Origin of the sequence: Caballeronia glathei (assembly GCF_000698595.1) — a bacterium.
Classification (GTDB): Bacteria; Pseudomonadota; Gammaproteobacteria; order Burkholderiales; family Burkholderiaceae; genus Caballeronia; species Caballeronia glathei.
In genome coordinates, this window is sequence record NZ_JFHC01000036.1 from 62808 (window position 1) to 83397 (window position 20590).

A 20590-nucleotide genomic window follows, 5' to 3' on the forward strand; every position below is an offset into this window, starting at 1 on the left:
AACGCCGGCGCGCTAGCCGCCGCGCCGCCCGGCCTTCTCCAGATGGCCCGCGAGCATCGCGGGAAGGGTCGGATCGCCGCAGTTCGCGATGTTGAAGCGCATCCAGGTCGTCGGCGACTGGTGGGGCGAAAAAAGGCTGCCTGGCGTCAGCAAAAAGCCCGCTTCGTGCGCAGCCGCCGCGAGCGCGTCCGAATCGACCCCGGTGTCGGCCCACAGGAACATGCCCGCCGAAGGCGTCAGAAAGAGCCTGAAACCGGTTTTTTCGAGCATGCGCGTGGTCTTGTCGCGCACGCTGTCCAGCCGGCCGCGCAGCCGCTCGACGTGCCGCCGGTAATGGCCCTCGGTGAGCACCTTGTAGAGCACGCGCTCGTTCAGCTCCGGCGTCGTCATGCCGACGAGCATCTTCTGGTCGGTGAGCGCCTTCGCCACGTCGAGCGGCGCGGCGATGTAGCCCACGCGCAGGTTCGCCGCGAGCGTCTTGGAAAAGCTGCCGAGGAAGATCACGCGCTTCAGCTGGTCGAGGCTCGCGAGGCGCGTCGCGGGGTAGCCCGGCGGGCACAGGTCGCCGTAGATGTCGTCCTCGACGACGATGAAGTCGTACGTCTGCGCGAGCTGCAGGATGCGAAACGCCTGCGCCGCCGTGAGCGACGTGCCGGTCGGGTTCTGCAGCACCGAGTTGATCACGAGCATCTTCGGGCGCCAGGTCGCGACCATCGCTTCGAGCGCGTCGAGATCGGGGCCGTCGGGCGTATAGGGCATGCCGACGAGCCGCGCGCCCTGCGACACGAAGCGCCCGAACATCTGGAACCACGCCGGATCGCCGACGATCACCGTGTCGCCGGGCTTCACGTAGAGCCGCGCGATCAGGTCGATGCCCTGCGTGATGCCGGAAACCAGCACGATCTGCTGCACCGACGCGCCGATCTCCAGTTCCTCCAGCCGCGTCTGCAACTGCTGGCGCAGCGGCAGAAACCCCTGCGGCGTGCCGAACCCGAGCAGCTGCGCGCCGCTCTGGCGGCTCATCGAGCGCAGCGCGTTGGTGATGAGTTCGCCGTCGAGCCAGTTTCCGGGCAGATAGCCGAGGCCCGGGCCTTTCGCGGGCGTCGACGTGTGCAGCATGTTGCGCAGGAGCCAGACCACGTCGATGGTGTTTTCCACCGGCTCGCGCTCGGCGCTCGCCCCCTGCGCCGGCGCCGCGTTCGAGCCCGCGCTCGCGCGCTCGCGCACGAAAAAGCCGGAGCCGCGCCGCGAGTCGAGATAGCCGTGCGCGACGAGCCGCTCGTACGCCTCGACGACCGTGAAACGCGACACGCCCTTGTCGAGCGCGAGCTTCCTGATGGACGGCATGCGCATGCCTGGACGGAACACGCGTTCGTCGATGCGCCTGCGCCCCCACTGGACGAGCTGGTCGACGAGCGTGCGTTGCGGCGCGTCGTGCGGCGCGGGAATCTGGTCGAGCGGAACGGACATGTCGCGGCCTCCGTTTGGGGTGCTGCCCCGGCGAAAACTGTACTGAATAGTATTGGTCCGATTGTACCGTTACTGTGCAGGTGATAGGCGCTACATTTGTCGTTCGGAACGGTTTTCGCGCCGCGAACGGTTATGCTATCGGCCCCGATTTCTCCTGATTGCCATGACCGCTCATCCGCTGAAACTGGACCATCTCGTGATCGCCGCCCGCACGCTGGAAGAAGGCGCGCGGTTCGTCGCGGCAAAGCTGGGCGTCGAGCCGGCCGGCGGCGGCGCGCATCCGCTGATGCGCACGCACAACCGGCTGCTGAACCTGTTCGGCGGCGTGTATCTCGAGGTCATCGCGATCGATCCGGACGCGCCTCCCGCCGAGGCGCCGCGCCCGCGTCTTTTCGCGCTCGACGACCCGGCGCTGCTGCGCCGGCTGGAAGACGGCCCGCAGCTCGTGCACTGGGTCGCGCGCGTCGACCGGCCGAAGGGGCTCGCGCGCTGGCAGGCGCAGTATCCGGAGCGCATCGCGCCGGTCGTCGCGATGTCGCGCGGCGCGAACAGATGGGGCCTCACGGTGCCGGACGACGGCGCGTTTCCCGCCTGGCAGGCCGCGGGCGACGGCGTCGCGCCGTCGCTGATCCAGTGGGATAAGCCGGCGCATCCGTCGTCGGCGCTGCCGCAGACGGGCATCGCGCTCGTTTCGCTGACGGGCTTCCATCCGCGTGCCGGGACGGTCGCGGAGCAACTCGCGTGGCTCGGCGCGGCGCACCTGATGCGCGTTCTGCCGACTTCCGGCGCACCGGCGCTCGTCGCCCGGTTCGAATTGCCGGACGGCGGGATCGTGACCATCGGCGAGTCTGCGGAATCGGTCGAGGAAGCGCGGCGGATCGAGGCCGACGCGGCCAATGACGCCAATGAGGCGAAGAGGCCACGCAGGCGCGCGAAAAGCCGCAAGGCGGACGACGAAGCGGAGACACCCGCCGGGTCGCAGGAAGAAGCAACCCAGCCGGACGAGGCGCAAGGCGCCTCGTCCGGCGAGCGAATTCCGCCGCCGGACGCCGCAGCGGAGCAAACTGAATAACGGATCGCCGGGCGCTCCCCGTCGATCCCCGCAACATCGCAGACGGCGCCCTGAGCGCGTCGCGAAACAGACGAACAAGGAGACTCGCCCCCGATGAAGACCCGCGAAACCGAAGGCATGCTGCTCGGCCTGATCGGCGTGATCATTTTCAGCCTGACGCTGCCGATGACGCGCATCGTCGTCGAGGAAATTCACCCGCTTCTCAACGGCCTCGGCCGCGCGCTCGTCGCGGCCGTCCCCGCGGCCGCGCTGCTCCTGTGGCGCCGCGAGCGCTGGCCGACCTGGCCGCAGGTGAAGAGCCTCGCCGTCGTCTCGCTCGGCGTGATCATCGCGTTTCCGGTGTTTTCCGCCTGGGCGATGAAGACCGTGCCGGCATCGCATGGCGCAGTCGTCAACGGGTTGCAGCCGCTGTGCGTCGCGATCTACGCCGCCTGGCTCTCGCACGAGAGGCCGTCGAAGGGGTTCTGGCTCTCCGCGGTCGCGGGCAGCGCGATCGTGGTCGCCTTCGCGCTCCAGGCGGGCGGCGGCGGTGTGCAGGCGGGCGATCTGCTGATGCTCGTCGCGGTCGGCATCGGCGCGCTCGGCTATGCGGAAGGCGCGCGGCTCGCGCGCCAGATGGGCGGCTGGCAGGTGATCTGCTGGGCGCTCGTGGTGTCGGCGCCGTTTCTCGTGCTGCCGGTCGGCTGGCTCGCGTGGGCGCACCATGCCGCGCACCCGGAACCGCTCGCGCTGCGCACCTGGCTCGCGTTCGGCTACGTCACGCTGTTCTCGCAATTCATCGGTTTCTTCGCCTGGTATGCGGGTCTCGCGATGGGCGGCATCGCCCGCGTCGGGCAAGTGCAGTTGCTGCAGATCTTTTTCACGATGGCGCTGTCCGCGCTCTTTTTCGGCGAGCACGTCGAGACATCGACCTGGATTTACGCCGCGGCCGTGATCGCCACCGTCGTGCTCGGCCGCAGGGCCTCCATTCGCACCGCGGCGGCACCGGTTGTCGCCACGAGCGCGCGGCCGACGAACGCAAGGTGAGGCGCGCGAGCGATAATGGATGATTACGGATTCGGCCGCGCCAGACCCGCGCGCGCCGATCGTTGCGGCAATGCATGACCGCTCGTGAACGCCGTCCAGCAGCGACTCATAACAAGACCCATAGCAAATCCATAGCAGCACTCCACAACCCGAGCCCCACCCACAAACACCACGCAGCCCCGCTGCCAACGAGACGACCGAGGACATCCATGAACCAAGCCGATCTTCACGCCACGCCGTGGCGTCTTTCCGAACGCGCACGCAAGCTGACCAGCTCGGCGATCCGCGAGATTCTGAAGGTGACGGAGCGGCCTGAAGTCATTTCGTTCGCGGGCGGGCTGCCCTCCCCCGCGACGTTCCCGGTCGAGGAAATGCGCCGCGCGACCGACCACATCCTGCGCGAGCATCCGTCCGCCGCGCTGCAATACAGCGCGACCGAGGGCTTCCTGCCGCTGCGCGAATGGGTGGCCGCGCGCTACTCGGTGCACGGCGCGAAGATCCGCACGTCGCAGGTGCTGATCACGACAGGCTCCCAGCAGGCGCTCGACCTGCTCGGCAAGGTGCTCATCGATCCGGCGAGCCGCGTGCTCGTCGAAACGCCGACCTATCTCGGCGCGCTGCAGTCGTTTTCTCTCTTCGAGCCGCACTACGTGCAGGTGCCGACCGACGAGCACGGCCTCGTTCCCGAGCGCCTCGACGCGAAGCTCATCGACGGCGCGCGCCTGCTTTACGCGCAGCCGAACTTCCAGAATCCGACCGGCCGGCGGCTGCCGCTCGAGCGCCGCCGCGCGCTCGCCCAGTTCGCGCAGAAGGCACGCTTTCCCGTGATCGAGGACGACCCGTACGGCGCGCTCGACTATGCGGGCGCCCCGCTGCCGACCATGCTGTCGATGGCGCCGGATCACATCGTGCATCTCGGCTCGTTCTCGAAGGTCCTCGCGCCCGGCCTGCGCGTCGGCTACATCATCGCGCCCGAGGAGCTGCACTTCAAACTCGTGCAGGCGAAGCAGGCCACCGACCTGCACACGCCGAGCCTCACGCAGCGCATCGTGCACGAAGTCGTGAAGGACGGCTTTCTCGACGAACACGTGCCGACCATCCGCGCGCTCTATCGCGACCAGTGCGCGGCGATGCTCGCGGCGCTGGAACATCACATGCCGGCGGGTGTCGAATGGAACCGGCCGGAAGGCGGCATGTTCGTGTGGGTGAAGCTGCCGCAGCACATCGACACGATGAAGCTGCTCGAGGAATCGATCATGCAAAATGTCGCGTTCGTGCCGGGCGGCCCGTTCTTCGCGAACGAGGCGGAGCACAACACGCTGCGGCTGTCGTTCGTGACTGTGCCGCCGGCTAAGATCAACGAAGGCGTCGCGAAGCTCGCCGCGCTGGTTCGCGCGAGCCTCTGAACCCTGCGGGAACCGCCCGCCCGGCGCCGTGCCGTCCTGCGGGACGGCGCGGCGCTTTTCCTTCATCGCGCGTCAACCCGCGTATACACCCAAGTATTGACGCATTTTCCGAGGAGTGACTGATGGCCGAATCGAACGTATACGACAAACTGAAGCAGCTCGGCATCGAGCTGCCGAGCGCGGGCGCCCCCGCCGCCGCCTATGTGATGAGCGCGCAGAGCGGCAACACGGTGTACCTGTCGGGTCACATCGCGAAAAAGGACGGCAAGGTGCACGCCGGCAAGCTCGGCGACACGATTTCCACTGAGGAAGGCAAGGCCGCTGCCCGTGCGGTCGCAATCGACCTGCTCGCGACGCTTCATGCGCACGTCGGCGACCTGAACCGCGTGCAGCGAATCGTCAAGGTGATGAGCCTCGTCAACTCGACCCCCGACTTCACCGAGCAGCACCTCGTGACCAACGGCGCGTCGGAGCTGATCGCCGACGTGTTCGGCGAGCGCGGCAAGCACGCGCGCTCGGCGTTCGGCGTCGCGCAGATCCCGCTTGGCGCGTGCGTGGAGATCGAACTGATCGCCGAAGTGGGCTGATCCGGCTGTTTCATGCGTTTTCGCGAAGCCCGGTGCCTTACGGCACCGGGTTTTTTTCTGCCCGAAACTTTCCTGTAACTTTCACAAAAATTCGATAACGTCAGGCAATTGACAGGAAGTGACGTCAATCCCGCCAATTACCAATCCTTCGCAAACGTTTCACGAAAGTTTCTCGGAGCTTCTCCAGACTGGCGTCCGATTCCTCAGTTGTATCGAGCGCCGAAAAAAAGATTGGAGACTCCAATGACCCGCTTCTCCCTCCTCGCCTTGCTGGCCATGCTTCTCGCGGCCTGCGGGCCCGGTGAACCCGGCACGCCGCCGTCGAGCACCGAAGCCCGCGCCGTCGAAACGCCCGACCCCGCCCAACCCGAACTTGCCAGCGCCGCCGCCGCGACTTTGTCCGTTGCGGCGAGCGATCCCGTCGCCAGCGTCCAGGCCAGCCTCGACGCCGACAACCACCAGATCACCCCGGTGTTCAGCCGCTCCCCCGACTCCGCCGGCGGCACGAACAACCAGGCGCACGTCTTCCCACAAGCAGAAGGAAAAAACCGATGACCTCGAATAGCCGTCGCCGTTTTCTGCAGACCGTAGCATCCTCGGCCGGCGCCGCTGCCGCGCTGACCGTCATGCCCGAATCGATCCGCCGCGCGCTCGCCGTGCCGGCCTCGTCCCGCACGGGCAGCATCAACGACGTGGAGCACATCGTCGTGTTCATGCAGGAAAACCGTTCTTTCGACCACTACTTCGGCCATATGCGCGGCGTGCGCGGTTACAACGACCGTTTCCCGATCCCGCTGCCGGGCGGCAAGCCCGTGTGGTTCCAGCCGTCGAAGGCGGACGCCACGAAGCCCGTGCTGCCGTTTCACCTCGACACGAAGACGACGAGCGCGCAGTGCGTCGGCGACCTCGATCACTCCTGGTACAAGACCCACGCCGCGTTCGACGCCGGCCGCTACGACCAGTGGTGCGCCAACAAGACCGACATGACGATGGGCTATCACCTGCGCGCGGACATTCCGTTTCACTATGCGCTCGCCGACGCGTTCACCGTCTGCGACGCCTATTTCTGCTCGATGCCCGGCCCGACGCACCCGAACCGCTCGTATCTGATGACCGGCATGGTCGATCCGACCGGCACGAAGGGCGGGCCGCTGCTCGACAACAACGATTTCGTCGACGGCGACGTGCCGCCGAAGTATCAGCTGCTCTCGTGGACCACGTATCCGGAGCGGCTGGAGGCGGCGGGAATTTCGTGGCAGATCTACCAGCAGGGCCTGACGGGCTCCGATCCGCTCAACGGCAATTACGGCACGAACATCCTGCAGAACTTCACGAACTTCATCAACGCGCAGCCGGGCTCGTCGCTGTACCAGCGCGCGCAGACCGTGCGCACGATCGACGACCTCAAGGCCGACGTGCTCGCGAACCGGCTGCCGCAGGTGTCGTGGCTGTGCCCGCCCGCGGCCTACTCCGAGCATCCGAAGTACACGCCCGCCTACGGCGCCGAGTACACGTCGCAGATTCTCGACGCGCTGACCGCGAACCCCGAGGTCTGGAGCAAGACCGTGCTTTTCATCATGTACGACGAGAACGACGGCTTCTTCGATCACATCGTCCCGCCGCAGCCCGCCACCACTCGCGCGCAGGGCCTGTCCACCGTGACGACCGAAGGCGAGATCCACGACGTGGTCAATCCGGGCCGCGGCGGCAGCTACACCGTGGACAACCTGCCCTACGGGCTCGGGCCGCGCGTGCCGATGACGATCGTGTCGCCGTGGACGAAGGGCGGCTTCGTGTGCTCGCAGGTGTTCGATCACACGTCGGTGATCCGTTTCATCGAGGCGCGCTTCGGCGTCGATGAACCGAACATCACGCCGTGGCGCCGCGCAGTGTGCGGCGACCTCACCTCCGCGTTCGACTTCCGCACGCCCGACGGCGGGATGCCGCCGCTGCCGGACACGAGCAATTACAAGTCGATCGCCGACAACCAGTGCGCGACGCAGCCGCCGCCCACCGTGCCCGCGACGCACGGCCCGATCGATCCGCAGGAACCGGGCACGCGCTTTGCCCGCGCGCTGCCGTATGAGCTTCACGTGAACGGTCACGAGGACGACCGGCAGAACCAGTTCGTGATCGAGTTCGCCAACACCGGCCGCCAGGGCGCGCACTTCTACGTGTACTCGACCAACCGCACCGACGGCCCGTGGCGCTATACGGTCGAAGCGGGCAAGTCGCTGCGCGAAACCTTCGATCTCGCGACGACCGGCGGCACCTACGCGTTCAGCGTCTACGGTCCGAACGGGTTCGTGCGCACGTTCACGGGCAGCGCGGCAAGCCAGCAGGGCAAGCACGCCAGGAAGACGGCGCAACCCGAATTGAAGGCGCATTACGACATCGCGAACGGCAACCTCGTCCTGCGCTTCTCCAACGATGGCGACCATCCGGCGAAGCTGTCGGTGACGGACAACGCCTACGGCGCGCATCCGCGCCAGGTGACGGTACCGCCGGGAGCCGGGATCGAGGAAGCGTGGATTCTCGCGGCGAGCCATCACTGGTACGACCTCACCGTCAGCGACCGTGACGACGACGGCTTCACGCGCCGTCTCGCGGGCCATGTCGAGACGGGCCGCCCGGGCATCAGCGATCCGGCGGCGGTTGCACCCGTGACGGCCGGCACGTTCGCCACCGCGTCCACGTCCGGCACGTCCCGCGCGTCCGGCAGCGCAACGGTTGCGTAGCAGCAACAGCCGAAGCCGGCCGGATCGCGGCTTGCCGCGATCCGGTACGAAGACACCACGGGCCGTTTAGAATCGACCTCTCGCGTCCTTCCGGAGGTCACGCATGCAGCTACGAACGGTGCGCTTCAAGCAAGTCGACGTATTCACTTCGGTGCCCTTCAAGGGCAACCCGCTCGCCGTCGTCTTCGATGCCGACGATCTCACGACCGACGCGATGCAGGCCATCGCGCGCTGGACCAATCTGTCGGAAACCACCTTCCTGCTGCGCCCGACCGATCCCGCCGCCGACTATCGCGTGCGCATCTTCACGACGGCCACCGAACTGCCGTTCGCCGGCCACCCGACCCTTGGCACGGCGCATGCGCTGCTCGAAAGCGGCTACTTGCCGCAGCGCGCCGGCGAGCTCGTCCAGGAATGCGGCGTCGGCCTCGTGCAGCTCGTTCAGCGCGACGGCGGCGCATGGGCGTTCGCCGCGCCGCCCGCGCGCATCGTGCCGCTCGACGAGGCGCAGCAAAAGCGGCTCGCCGCCGCGCTCTCGCCGGGCGTAATCGATTTCAGCGCGCCGCCGTGTGCCGTGAACAACGGCGTGCCGTGGCTCGTCGTCTGCGTGAACTCCGCGAGCGATTGCCTCGCGCTGACGCCGGAGCGCACCGCCATGGCCGCGCTCGCCGCCGAGACCGGCACGCACGGCATCGCCGCCTATGGCCCGCACCCCGGCGCGGCGCCCGCCACGTTCGAGCTGCGCTGCATCCTGTATGGCGCTGAGAGCATCGAGGACCCCGTCACCGGCAGCGCGAACGCGGCGCTCGCGTGCCTGCTGACCGAACAGGGGCGGCGGCCGGACAGCGCCTTCACCGTGCGCCAGGGCACGGCGCTCGGGCGCGACGGCCGCGTGAGCATCGCCTACGACGACGCGGCGGCCGGCGCGCGCACGTGGGTCGGCGGCCACGCGTTGACGATCGTCGACGGCACCTTCCGCTATTGATGCGGCAGCCCGCGCGTATACCCCAAACAACTGTGCTTCCTTAAATTAGAAGCCTTCAGTAATATCTGAACAATCAGGGACGGGAATACAAGAGCGCAGACCGCGTGAGAACACGCGGTTAGGCTGCGCCAGAGAGCAAACGTATGCTTGCAAGGCGGCCGCAGGCCTCGGAAAGAGGCGACGATCCGATGCCCGGGCATGCGATCGGCTGGACGGACCCGCGTGTCGTGCGGGCGCGATGCGCCTGGCGTGCACCAAGGCGGATCGTCGTCCTCCGACCCGCAACCCGCGTGACGCAGTAGAGGTTTCGCTTTCGGCCCAATTCTCCATAACATGCATCGCCTTTACCCAGTAGCGCAGTCTAGCGTCAGGCGCAATGCGCCTCGTGGCCCACGGACTCAAGCGAGCTCATGAACCGAACACGGCCAAATGCGTCACGCGAAGGCAAGCTGAGCAGTTCGCCGCCCCGCCGCCGGCGCGCGCTGCTCGCCATTCCCGTGCTCGGCACGCTCGTGCTGGTCCTGCTCTGGACGGTGATCTTCGCGCGGCTCTCGGTGGAGCGCGAGGCGACGACGCATGAGTCCATGGCGTCGGCGGCGATCCTTTCGTCCGCGCTCGAGCAGCACACGATCAAGGCGATCCACCAGGTCGACCAGATCACCCGCTTCGTCAAGTACGAGTTCGAGAAGACGCCCGAGAACTTCAATCTGATCGCGACCGTCGAAAAGGGCGTCGTGCAGAGCGACACGCTCGTGCAGGTGTCGCTGATCGACGAGTACGGCACGCTGATCGCCAACACCGCCGACCCGCATCCGAAGCCGATCGACCTCTCCGATCGCGAGCACTTCAAGGTGCACGCGCATTCCAACGACGACCTGCTCTATATCAGCAAGCCGGTGCGCGGCCGCGTCTCGGGCATGTGGACGCTGCAGATCACGCGCCGCCTGAACCACCCGGACGGCTCGTTCGCGGGCGTCGTCGTGGTGTCGGAAGACCCCACCTACTTCACGAGCGACTTCTACAACGTGGCGTCGATCGGGCGCGAAGGCGTGATCGCCGTCGTCTCCGACAACGGCTCCGTGCTCGCGCGCAACACCGGCGCGGGCGCCGCCACCGGCCCCGCCGGCAAGACGGCGGTGAGCAAGCTGGACCCGAAGACCGCCGCCGAACGCGCGCGCGGCGACTTCACCGCGAGCGGCGTGTATCCGACCTCCGACCACGCGTCGGGCATCTACGTCGACCCGATCGACAACGTGAAGCGCATCGTGTCGTACCGGCACATCGACGGCTATCCGCTCGGCGTGCTCGTGGGCCTGTCGGTACGCGAGGAATTTACCGATTACAACCACACGCGCAATGTCTACCTGCTGATGGCGAGCTTCATCTCGCTCGCGATGCTCGGCTTCTTCGCCGTCGCGACGGGCCTGATCGGCAAGCTGCTCGGGCGCGAGCGCGAGATGACGCATCTCGTCGAGTTCGACCTGCTGACCGGCCTGCGCAACCGGTATTCCACCTTGCAGGCGCTGCGTCACGATGTCGCCCAGTCGGACAATCTCGGGCACCTCGCGCTGCTCTTCATCGACCTCGACAACTTCAAGACGGTGAACGACACGCTCGGCCACAACGCCGGCGACATCGTGCTGCAGATGACGGCGTCGCGCCTTGCGGAGACGGTCGGCGACACGGGCGCCCTCTCGCGCATCGGCGGCGACGAGTTCGTCGTCGTGGTGAAGGGCGACGAAGTCGAGCGGCGCGCGGTCGCGCTCGCCGAAGCCATCTCGACCATGTTCGCGACGCCGTTCGACGTGCGCGGCAGCGCCTTCGTGCTGCACGCAAGCATTGGCATCGCGCTCTTTTCGGTGTCGAACGAAAGCGAGATCGACCTGCTCAAGAAAGCCGATCTCGCGATGTACAGCGCGAAGGACGCGGGCAAGAACTGCTACCAGTTCTACTCGCCGCACCTGTCGCATCGCGCGGACCATCTGATGAAGTGGGAGCAGCAGTTGCGCGTCGCGCTGACCGAGCAGCAGCTCTTCCTCGCCTATCAGCCGAAGATCGATCTCGCGCGCCGCTGCATCACCGGCTTCGAGGCGCTCGTGCGCTGGAACCATCCGCAGCACGGGCTGATTCCGGCCAACGAGTTCATACCGGTCGCGGAATCGACGGGGCTCATCGTGCCCGTCGGCGACTTCGTGATTCATACCGCATGCATGCAGCTTGCCCGCTGGCAGCGCGACGGCTACACGGGCCTGTCGCTCGCGGTGAACATTTCGGCCGTCCAGTTCTGGCGCGGCGACCTGCTCGAAACCGTCGCGCGGGCGATCTCGGAAAGCGGCATTCCCGCCGACAAGCTCGAACTCGAAATCACCGAAACCGTGATGATGGAGTACCCGGAGCTGGTATCGGAAAAGATCTCGGCGTTAAAACGACTGGGCGTTCGCATCGCGCTCGACGACTTCGGCACGGGCTATTCGTCGCTGTCGTACCTGAACCGCTTTTCCGTCGATACGCTCAAGGTCGACCGCTCGTTCATCCAGGCGATCCCCGACGATCGCAGCGTATGCGTGATGGTCTCCGCGATCATCAATCTCGCGCGCTCGCTCGGGCTCACGGTGGTGGTGGAAGGCACGGAGAAGGAAGAGCAGATTGCGTGGCTCTCGGGGCTCGGGCCGATCGAGGCGCAAGGGTTCCTGTTCTCGCGCCCGGTGCCCGCGGACGGGGTTCAGGCGCTGCTCGACCGCTTCGGGGTGTGCGGGCATTCCGCCGGTCTCGCGCCGCGCACGCGCAAGGGGCACGGTAAGGAGCGAACGAGCGCGGTCGTGGGGATCAAGGCAGAGGATTGAAGTGACCGTCAGGCGGCTGGCCGGTCGGTTGATCGCCAGGCGTGAAGGCTCGACGAACCCTCCCGCCTGGCTGCGCGGCTTCATCGCGCCGACGCGAACCCGCCGAAAAACGACCGCGCATTCGCCTCGAGGCTGTCGATGTGATACCCGCCCTCCTGCACGATGAGGGTGGGCAGCCGCAACCCGCCGATCGCGCCGCCGAGCCGGCCGAAACCTTCGGTCGTCACCGCGACCATCGACTGCGGATCGTCCTTGTAGATATCGAAGCCGAGCGCGAGCACGAGCGCATCCGGCTGAAAGCGGTCGAGCACGCGCAGCGCCGCGTCGAGCTGCTCGAAGAACACCTCCTCGCCCGCACCGTGCGGCATCGGCAGATTCACGTTGTAGCCGTCGCCTTCGCCCGCGCCACGCTCGTCCTCATAGCCCGCGACGACCGGATAGAAGTTCGTCGGATCGCCGTGAATCGATACGTACAGCACGTCGTCGCGGCCGTAGAAGATCTCCTGCACACCCTGGCCGTGGTGCATGTCGGTATCGAGGATCGCGACGCGGCCGAAGCGCTCGCGCAACGCCTGCGCCGCGATCGCCGCATTGTTCAGGTAGCAGAAGCCGCCCGCCGCTTCCGCGCGCGCATGATGGCCCGGCGGCCGGCACAGCGCATACGCTTCGCGCGCGCCTTCGTTGATGGCGGCGGCGCCCGCCACCGCGCTCTGCGCCGACCAGTAGGCGGACCGGTAGGTGTCGGGGCCGACCGGGCAGCTGCCGTCGGCGAGATAGCGCGCCGCCTTGCCGAGCACGCCGCGCAGCGGATTACCTTCGCGCACGTAGATGTTCGACATGACTTCGTCGCCCCAGTCCTGCGGGATTTTCTTCCACTCGGCGTGCGCTTCCTCGAGAAAGCGCAGGTAGTTCATGCCGTGCACCGCGGCGAGCGGCGCATGGCCGTGGTCGGCAGGCTCGCGCACGTCGAAGTCGAGCGACTTCGCGGCCTGCACGAGCCGCAGCGCACGCTCCGGCACCTCTTGCGGGGTGCGCATCTGGCCGCGCGACAGGTAGCTGCGCGGATGATGTTTCAGCTGTTCAGGATGAAAGTAAGCCAGCATCTGTCGTTGTCCTCGTTCATTGTCCTCGGCCATTGCCGTCATTCATGCATGCATGGGCCGGCGTGCGGGCGACGGCGCGCGCGAGCACCGCATTCACCAGCACGTTCGTGCCGCTCGTGACGTCCTCCGGCAGCGCATCCTCGGCTTCGTTGTGCGACAGGCCGTCGACACACGGGATGAACACCATCGCCGTCGGCACGTGGCGGGCGAGGTGGATCGCGTCGTGGCCCGCGCCGCTCACGATGCGCTCGTAGCCGTAGCCAAGGCGCGCCGCGGCGTCCTCGACCAGCGATACGCAACTGCTGTCGAACGGTGTCGCCGGGCTCGTCCAGTAGTTTTCGATCACGGCGTCGAGGCCGCGCGCCTTCGCGATCCGGCCGAACGCCTCGCGAAGCTCGCGCTCCATTGCATCGATTTGCGCGTCGTCGGGATGACGCAGGTCGACCGTGAACGCGACGCGCCCCGCAATCGTGTTGCGCGACGAATTCGGAATGCCGACCTGCCCGATCGTGACGAGCCCCTGCGGCGCGAAACGCTGCGCGATCGCTTCGAGTTCGAGCGCCATCGCGGCGCTCGCGAAGAGCGCGTCGCGGCGGTACGGCATGGGTGTCGTGCCCGCATGCGCGGCGACGCCCGTCACGGCGACGTCGAGCCAGCGGATCGCCTGCCCGCCCGTCACGACGCCGATCGGCTTACCGTGGCTTTCCAGCACCGGCCCCTGCTCGATATGCGCCTCGAAGTAGGAATCGACCGGCTGGCCGGTCGCGCTTCGCGTGCCGCTGTAGCCGCATTGCGCGAGCGCATCGCGAAGCGTCACGCCGTCGGCATCCTTCGTGTCGAGCGCAGCCGAAAGCGGCGCCGCGCCGACGAACACCGCCGAGCCGAGCATCGCGGGCGTGAAGCGCGCGCCCTCTTCGTTGGTCCAGGAGACGATTTCGATCGGCTTTTCCGTGACGATGCCGTGATCGTTCAGCGTGCGCACGAGTTCAAGCGCGGCGAGCACGCCGTAGACGCCGTCGAAGCGCCCGCCTTCCGGCTGCGTATCGAGATGGCTGCCGATCACGACGGGCTTTTGCGTGCCGTCTGTGCCTTCGCGGCGCGCAAAAAGGTTGCCGACTTCATCGACGCTCACCGTCATGCCCGCCTCGCGGCACCACTTCGCGAAGTGATCGCGGCCGCGGCGGTCGTCGTCGGTGAGCGCGAGGCGCCGCACGCCGCCGCGCGCGGTCGCGCCCACTTGCGCCATGTCCATCAGGCTCGCCCACAGTCGCGGGCCGTTACATTGCAGCATGTCTTCAGGTCCTCTTGAGGGCGTTCAGCGGGCCGGCACGGCGTCGGGCGCGTCGGCGCGGCGGTGCTTCAGCGCGTCGAGCGCCACGATGCACACGAGCGAGAGCCCCGCGAGGCACGTGTAGAACACGGCGAGCGGCCACCACTGCCCGACGAACCTGTGCGCGAGATACGTGCCGACGAGCGGCGTCAGGCCGCCTGCGATCGCGCCGCACACCTGATACGACAGCGAGATCGCCGAATAGCGCACGCGGGTCGGAAAGATGCCCGAGACGAAGCCCGCGATCACCGAATAGAAGCTCGCCATGCAGACCACCGCGAGCGCGATGCCGACGATCATCGACACCATGTTGCCGCTCTTGACCAGGATGAACATCGGGTACGGCGACACCATCGCGCACAGCGCCGCGAGCTTCAGGAAACGCGCGCCGCCGAGCTTCTCCGCGAGGTACGCGGCGAGCGGCTGCACGAGGAACTGGATGATCGCCACCGCGAAGAGGCAGTCGAGGATCAGCGACTTCGTCACGCCGACGTACTGCGTCGTGTACGAGATCATGAACGTGTTGGTGAAGTACACGCCCGCGATGCCGATCGTGTTCGCGCCGATGCAAAGTGCCACGAGCCAGCCCGACGAGCGGAACACCTCGGCGATCGGCAGCTCCACGGTGCGCTTCGACCGCTTCTCGCGCTCGAACTCGGGCGACTCGTTCACGCCGAGCCGGATGAAGATGCCCACGATGAGCAGCACCGCGCTCGCAAGAAACGGCAGGCGCCAGCCCCAGGCGATGAAGTCCGCGTGCTCCATCGACGTCACCGCGCGAAACGCGACGAGCGACAGGATCAGGCCTGCCGGGCTGCCCAGTTGCGCGAACGACGCGAAGAACGTGCGGCGGCCTTCCGGCGCATGTTCGCCCGCCATCAGCACCGCCCCGCCCCATTCGCCGCCGACCGCGATGCCCTGCACGACGCGCAGCAGGACGAGCAGCACCGGCGCGAGCAGCCCCACATTCGCATAGCTCGGCAGCAGGCCGACGCAGACGGTCGCGACGCCCATCATCATGAGGGTCGTCATCAGCGCCCTCTTGCGGCCGATCTTGTCGCCGAGATGGCCGAAGACGAGGCCGCCCAGCGGCCGCGCGAAGAAGCCGACCGCGAACGTGGCAAACGACGCCATCGTGCTCACGAACGGGTCATGCGACGGGAAATACAGCTCCCCGAACACGAGCGCCGCGGCGGTCGCGTAGATGTAGAAGTCGTACCACTCGATCATCGTGCCGATGAACGCGGCCGTCGCGGCGCGTACCGGCTGGCGGGTTGTCTGATGGGATGGGGTCACCGTGGGCTCCTGTCGCGCGCCCGGTTTCGCCTGGGCGGGCGCGTCGTTGTTCGGGCAGCGCCTGATGGAAACGCTGCGTGAGAGCCGTTTTATCACCAGCCATAAAATATTAGTCAAATTTCGGTTTATTATCTTCCGTATAAATCTGGCTAATATCTAGGAGCAGGCAATGACGCAGCTGCGCGCCGATGTCGCGCGTTTTCTCAATGACCGGCTCGACTGGAACCTGCTGCGCACCTATCTCGTGATCATGCAGGAGCGCAGCGTGAGCCGCGCCGCCGCCCGGCTGCACCTCACGCAGCCGGCCGTGAGCCAGGCGCTGAAGCGCCTGGAGGACACGCTCGGCCGCAGGCTGATCGAGCGGCGCGGGCCGCACTTCGAGCCGACGCGCGCGGGCGAGGAGGTGTACCGGATCGCGAGCGACATCTACGGCCACATGTCGCGGCTCGAAACCGAACTCGACGACCGCACCGACGACATCACCGGCTCGATCCGCCTTCTGAGCGTCAGCCGCATCGATTCGGACGTGTACGACGAATTTCTCGCGGAGTTCCACCGGACGTATCCGCGCATCGACCTGCAGATCGAGGTGATGCGCTCGTCCGACATCATTTCGTCGCTGTTGCAGAAGACCGCGACGGCGGGCCTGGGGCTCTGCCGCACCCCCGTCGACAAGCTCGAGCAGCGCTGCTTCCTGCGCCAGCGCTACGCGATCTTCTGCGGACGGCACCACCGGCTGTTCGGCCGGCAGGCGCTCACCATGGACGACCTGCTCGCCGAGAACTTCGTGTCGTTCACGAGCGACCAGATCGGCGACAGCCTTTCGCCGCTCGCCGTGTTTCGCGATCAGCGGGGCTTCACGGGGCGGATCGTGGCGGCGTCGCCGAGTCTCGACGAGGTGCGCCGGCTGATCTTCGCGGGATACGGGATCGGCTGCCTGCCGGAGCACATCGTGCGCGACGACATCGCGCAGCAGCGCTTGTGGCGCCTGCCGCCGGAGGAAGGGCTGGCGGACGTCAACATCCACCTGCTCTGGCATCGCGCCCGCAAGATGAACGCGGCGGAGCAGGCGTTTCTCGACAGCATGGAGCGCACGATGCAGCGCTACTCACTGCCGGAGCGGCTCGGCTCGCGCTGAATCAGGAACGCATGCTTCAGAACCCGCGCGAGAGCACGGCGGTGCCGACGGTCACGACGCCGAGTACGAGATTGACGACGACGAGGCGCCGCACGGTCCCGACCGCGCGCGCGCCGTCCGGCCAGTTCTGCGCCTGCACCGCTCGGCGGATGCGCGGGAACACGGCAAAGCGGATATGCCCGAAGATCAGCATCATCACGATGCCGAGGCCCGCCATCGCATGCAGCGGCCATGCGGCGTGGCCGCCGCCGTACTGCATCAGGAGATAGCCGCCCGTCAGCAGGATCACGAGCACCGAGCCCGCGACCCAGTTGAAGAACCGCGCGAAGACGGCTTCCCAGAGCGGCAGGCGCATCTGCGGCGTGAGATCGCCGAGCGCCGGGCGCAGGCAGAAGTGAGCGAACACCATTCCGCCTATCCACACGGCAACGCCGAGCAGGTGCAGGAAGAGCGCCACTTCGATGGCTTTGGTCATTGTGTTTCCGTGTGGTTGTGGAGTGCTGGCCTGGGCGTTCGACTGGGGGTTGTCGAGCCAGTTCCGCTTTTCACATGAAGAAGCGCCCCGTTACGTGCTGCGGCGTGCTGCGCAATGCCGCGTAACGGGGCGCCTCGTGAAAGCGTTGACGGATCAGCCTTCGAATACCGGCCGCAGTTCGCTCACCTTCAGCGACGATTCCGGCGCGCGGCCCTTGCGCGCGCGCTTCGCGACGAGCGGCTGAAGCGCCGCGCCCGCGAGCTTCTCCTCGCGCAGCTTGCCGCCGCGCCCGGTGCCGATCAGGAGCACGCCTTTCACGTCGATGGCGAGCGCCTGCCTGAGCGTTTCCTTCGGTTCGAGCGCCATCAGCGTGACGCCGCGGCCGCCGCCCGAGAGCGTCTTCATCTCGTCCATGCCGAACACGAGCAGGCGCCCGCTGCTCGCGAGACACGCGACGTGGGTCGCGTCGGGCACGACCGGCATCGGCGCGAGCGGCACCGCGCCTTCGTCGATGGTCATGAAAGACTTGCCCGCCTTCACGCGGCTCACCATGTCGCCGAGCTTCGCAATGAAGCCGAAGCCGTTGCTCGATGCGAGGAGAAGCGGCTGCTCCGCCGGCGCCGCGAAGTAATGCAGCAGATGCGAGCCCGATTCGAGCTCGATCAGCGACGTGACCGGCACGCCGTCGCCGCGCCCGCCCGGCAGCATCGCGACCGGCACCGAGTACACGCGCCCGTTGCTGCCCCACGCGATCAGCGTGTCGGGCGTGCGCGCCTGGAACGCGGCGTAGAGGCCGTCGCCGGCCTTGAACTGGAAGCCCGCCGGATCGAGGCCGTGGCCCTTCAGCGCCCGCACCCAGCCGCGCTGCGACACCACCACCGTCACCGGCTCGTCGACGACGCGCGTTTCGAACGTCGCGCGCTTTTCCTGCTGGATCAGCGTGCGGCGATCGTCGCCGTACTGCTTCGCGTCGGCTTCGATTTCCTTGATGAGCAGGCGCTTCATCGCGGCGTCACTGTTGAGCAGCTCTTCGAGCTTCGCCTTTTCGTCGCGCAACTCCTTCAGCTCCTGCTCGATCTTGATTGCTTCGAGCCGCGCCAGCTGGCGCAGCCGGATGTCGAGAATGTCGTCGGCCTGGCGCTCGGAGAGGCCGAAGCGCGCGATCAGCGCTTCCTTCGGCTCGTCCGATTCGCGAATGATGCGAATGACTTCGTCGATATTCAGGAAGACGATCATCCGCCCTTCGAGAATATGGATGCGGTCGTTCACCTTGCCGAGCCGGTGCTGCGAGCGCCGCGTGACCGTAGTGAACCTGAAGCCGACCCACTCGTGCAGGATCTCGACGAGCCCCTTCTGGCGCGGCCTGCCGTCGGCGCCGATCATCACGAGGTTGATCGCGGAGTTCGATTCGAGGCTCGTATGCGCGAGCAGCGAATTGACGAACTCGGTCTGGTCGATGCGGCTCGACTTCGGCTCGAACACGAGGCGCACCGGCGCGTCCTTGCCGGACTCGTCGCGCACCGTGTCGAGGAGCGCGAGCAGCGTCTGCTTGGTTTGCAGCTGATCGGGCGTGAGCGCCTTCTTGCCGAGCTTGATCTTCGGGTTGGTGAGTTCCTCGATTTCCTCGAGCACCTTCTGCCCCGACGTGCTCGGCGGCAGTTCCGTGATGACGAGCTGCCACTGGCCGCGCGCGAGATCCTCGATCTTCCAGCGCGCCCGCACCTTCAGGCTGCCGCGCCCCGTTTCGTATGCCGCGGCGATTTCCGCCTGCGACGAGATGATCTGCGCGCCGCCCGGGAAGTCCGGCCCGGGGATCTTTTCCATCAGCGCCGCGTGGCCGATCTTCGGATCGCGGATCATCGCCACTGCCGCGCCCGCGACTTCGCGCAGATTGTGCGGCGGAATTTCAGTCGCGAGTCCGACCGCGATTCCGGATGCGCCGTTCAGGAGCAGAAACGGCAGGCGCGCGGGCAGGAGTTTCGGCTCTTCGAAGGAGCCGTCGTAGTTCGGCATGAAATCGACGGTGCCCTGGTCGATTTCATCGAGCAGCAGCTTCGCGATCGGCGTGAGGCGCGCTTCGGTGTAGCGCATGGCCGCCGCGCCGTCGCCGTCGCGCGAGCCGAAGTTGCCCTGGCCGTCGATCAGCGGATAGCGCATCGAGAAGTCCTGCGCGAGGCGCACGAGCGCGTCGTACGCCGACTGGTCGCCGTGCGGGTGATACTTGCCGAGCACGTCGCCGACGACGCGCGCCGACTTCACCGGCTTCGCCGTGCTGGCGAGGCCCATTTCGTTCATTGCGAAGAGGATGCGGCGCTGCACGGGCTTCTGCCCGTCCGACACGTCTGGCAGCGCGCGGCCTTTCACCACGCTCACCGCGTAGTCGAGATACGCGCGCTCGGCGTAGTCGCCGAGCGTCAGCTGCTCGCCTTCGGGCGCGGCTTCCTGATCGGCGAAGAGATCGTCTGTGATTCCCATCGAATTTCCGTGGTTTTGCGTTGGCGTTGCTTCTAAGAGGTGTTCGGTGCTTCTATCGGGTGTTTACACCATTTGATGCGCTCGTGCTTCCATAAAACTTGTTTTCTTCGTGGTTTATTAGCATTGCCCCTGTCCGGGGCGGGGCTTACTTTCTTTGCTGCTGCAAAGAAAGTAAGCAAAGAAAGCAGCTTTTCAGGCAGCAGTCTCAGCACGACAACGCACTCACACCACCGACTGGCCCAGCCCCTAGGTGTCGCCCTCACAAAACCCACCGGGCGTGGCGCGCGGCAAGCACTGACACCCCGCAAACTCCAACAGAGCGGTATGCACTCCGTTCAGGTCCGTCCGCGCTTCGCTTGGACGAAGGGCCAGCCGAAAACCATCGGTTCTTTGCCGCTCCTGCTCATGAAATCCCGTGGCAAGCCGGCACCGCAGACCTCGCCCCGCGACGTAGTGCACCTGCGTCCGAGCGAAGCGAGGACGGATGGATGACTGCTGTGCCAATTCGTTTGCTGCGCGATGACACGATGCTTGCCGCGCGCCAAGCCCCTGGAATCTTGTGAGGGCGACACTTAGGGGCTGGGCCAATCGGTGGTGCGAGTGCGATCACGTTCTAACACCGTTGAGCCCATAGCTGCTTTCTTTG

General features: G+C 66.8%; 14 protein-coding genes and 1 pseudogene. 9 read left to right on the forward strand and 6 right to left on the reverse strand.

Annotated elements, in window-relative coordinates; translation table 11 throughout:
- Positions 1–12: 12 nt before the first annotated feature.
- Entirely contained in the window at positions 13–1470 is a 1458-nt protein-coding gene (locus BG61_RS21890; protein ID WP_035939955.1) for an aminotransferase-like domain-containing protein, read from the reverse strand.
- 163 nt (positions 1471–1633) lie between these two features.
- On the opposite strand from BG61_RS21890, the pseudogene BG61_RS21895 reads away from it, so the two are divergent.
- The 8 genes and pseudogenes from BG61_RS21895 to BG61_RS21930 form a co-directional block, all read left to right on the forward strand.
- A pseudogene (locus BG61_RS21895) lies at positions 1634–2296 on the forward strand (VOC family protein); the annotation flags it as partial.
- A gap of 339 nt (positions 2297–2635) precedes the next feature.
- Positions 2636–3568, forward strand: coding sequence for a DMT family transporter (locus tag BG61_RS21900; RefSeq protein ID WP_035939954.1), 933 nt, complete (start codon positions 2636–2638; stop codon positions 3566–3568).
- 209 nt (positions 3569–3777) lie between these two features.
- Positions 3778–4974: an aminotransferase-like domain-containing protein gene (locus BG61_RS21905; protein WP_035939953.1), complete on the forward strand. Its 1197-nt coding sequence runs from the start codon at positions 3778–3780 to the stop codon at positions 4972–4974.
- A 122-nt stretch (positions 4975–5096) separates the two neighbouring features.
- Positions 5097–5561 (forward strand): RidA family protein, encoded by a 465-nt coding sequence (locus BG61_RS21910; RefSeq protein WP_035939951.1) that lies wholly within the window; start codon positions 5097–5099, stop codon positions 5559–5561.
- A gap of 243 nt (positions 5562–5804) precedes the next feature.
- Positions 5805–6116 (forward strand): hypothetical protein, encoded by a 312-nt coding sequence (locus tag BG61_RS21915; protein WP_035939950.1) that lies wholly within the window; start codon positions 5805–5807, stop codon positions 6114–6116.
- Positions 6113–8299 (forward strand): phosphocholine-specific phospholipase C, encoded by a 2187-nt coding sequence (locus BG61_RS21920; protein ID WP_051672702.1) that lies wholly within the window; start codon positions 6113–6115, stop codon positions 8297–8299. The genes BG61_RS21915 and BG61_RS21920 overlap by 4 nt, the downstream gene beginning before the upstream one ends.
- A gap of 103 nt (positions 8300–8402) precedes the next feature.
- Complete coding sequence (locus BG61_RS21925; RefSeq protein WP_035939948.1) at positions 8403–9284, forward strand: PhzF family phenazine biosynthesis protein; 882 nt, start codon at positions 8403–8405, stop codon at positions 9282–9284.
- Positions 9285–9694: 410 nt separating this feature from the next.
- On the forward strand, positions 9695–12127 hold the full coding sequence (locus BG61_RS21930) for a bifunctional diguanylate cyclase/phosphodiesterase (protein ID WP_035939946.1): 2433 nt from the start codon (positions 9695–9697) through the stop codon (positions 12125–12127).
- Positions 12128–12207: 80 nt separating this feature from the next.
- Here BG61_RS21930 and BG61_RS21935 read toward each other — a convergent pair whose 3' ends face one another.
- The 3 genes from BG61_RS21935 to BG61_RS21945 are packed head-to-tail and all read right to left on the reverse strand — an operon-like array spanning position 12208 to position 15856.
- On the reverse strand, positions 12208–13230 hold the full coding sequence (locus BG61_RS21935; protein ID WP_035939945.1) for a histone deacetylase family protein: 1023 nt from the start codon (positions 13228–13230) through the stop codon (positions 12208–12210).
- A gap of 16 nt (positions 13231–13246) precedes the next feature.
- Complete coding sequence (locus BG61_RS21940; RefSeq protein ID WP_035939943.1) at positions 13247–14521, reverse strand: Zn-dependent hydrolase; 1275 nt, start codon at positions 14519–14521, stop codon at positions 13247–13249.
- 24 nt (positions 14522–14545) lie between these two features.
- A complete protein-coding gene (locus BG61_RS21945; RefSeq protein WP_035939971.1) occupies positions 14546–15856 on the reverse strand; it encodes an MFS transporter in 1311 nt (436 codons plus the stop codon).
- Between the two features lie 178 nt (positions 15857–16034).
- Here BG61_RS21945 and BG61_RS21950 point away from each other — a divergent pair, with 178 nt between their 5' ends.
- A complete protein-coding gene (locus tag BG61_RS21950) occupies positions 16035–16994 on the forward strand; it encodes a LysR family transcriptional regulator (RefSeq protein ID WP_035939969.1) in 960 nt (319 codons plus the stop codon).
- 16 nt (positions 16995–17010) lie between these two features.
- Here BG61_RS21950 and BG61_RS21955 read toward each other — a convergent pair whose 3' ends face one another.
- Positions 17011–17469 (reverse strand): CopD family protein, encoded by a 459-nt coding sequence (locus tag BG61_RS21955; RefSeq protein ID WP_035939941.1) that lies wholly within the window; start codon positions 17467–17469, stop codon positions 17011–17013.
- A 153-nt stretch (positions 17470–17622) separates the two neighbouring features.
- A complete protein-coding gene (parC, locus tag BG61_RS21960) occupies positions 17623–19944 on the reverse strand; it encodes a DNA topoisomerase IV subunit A (RefSeq protein ID WP_035939939.1) in 2322 nt (773 codons plus the stop codon).
- Positions 19945–20590: the final 646 nt, after the last annotated feature.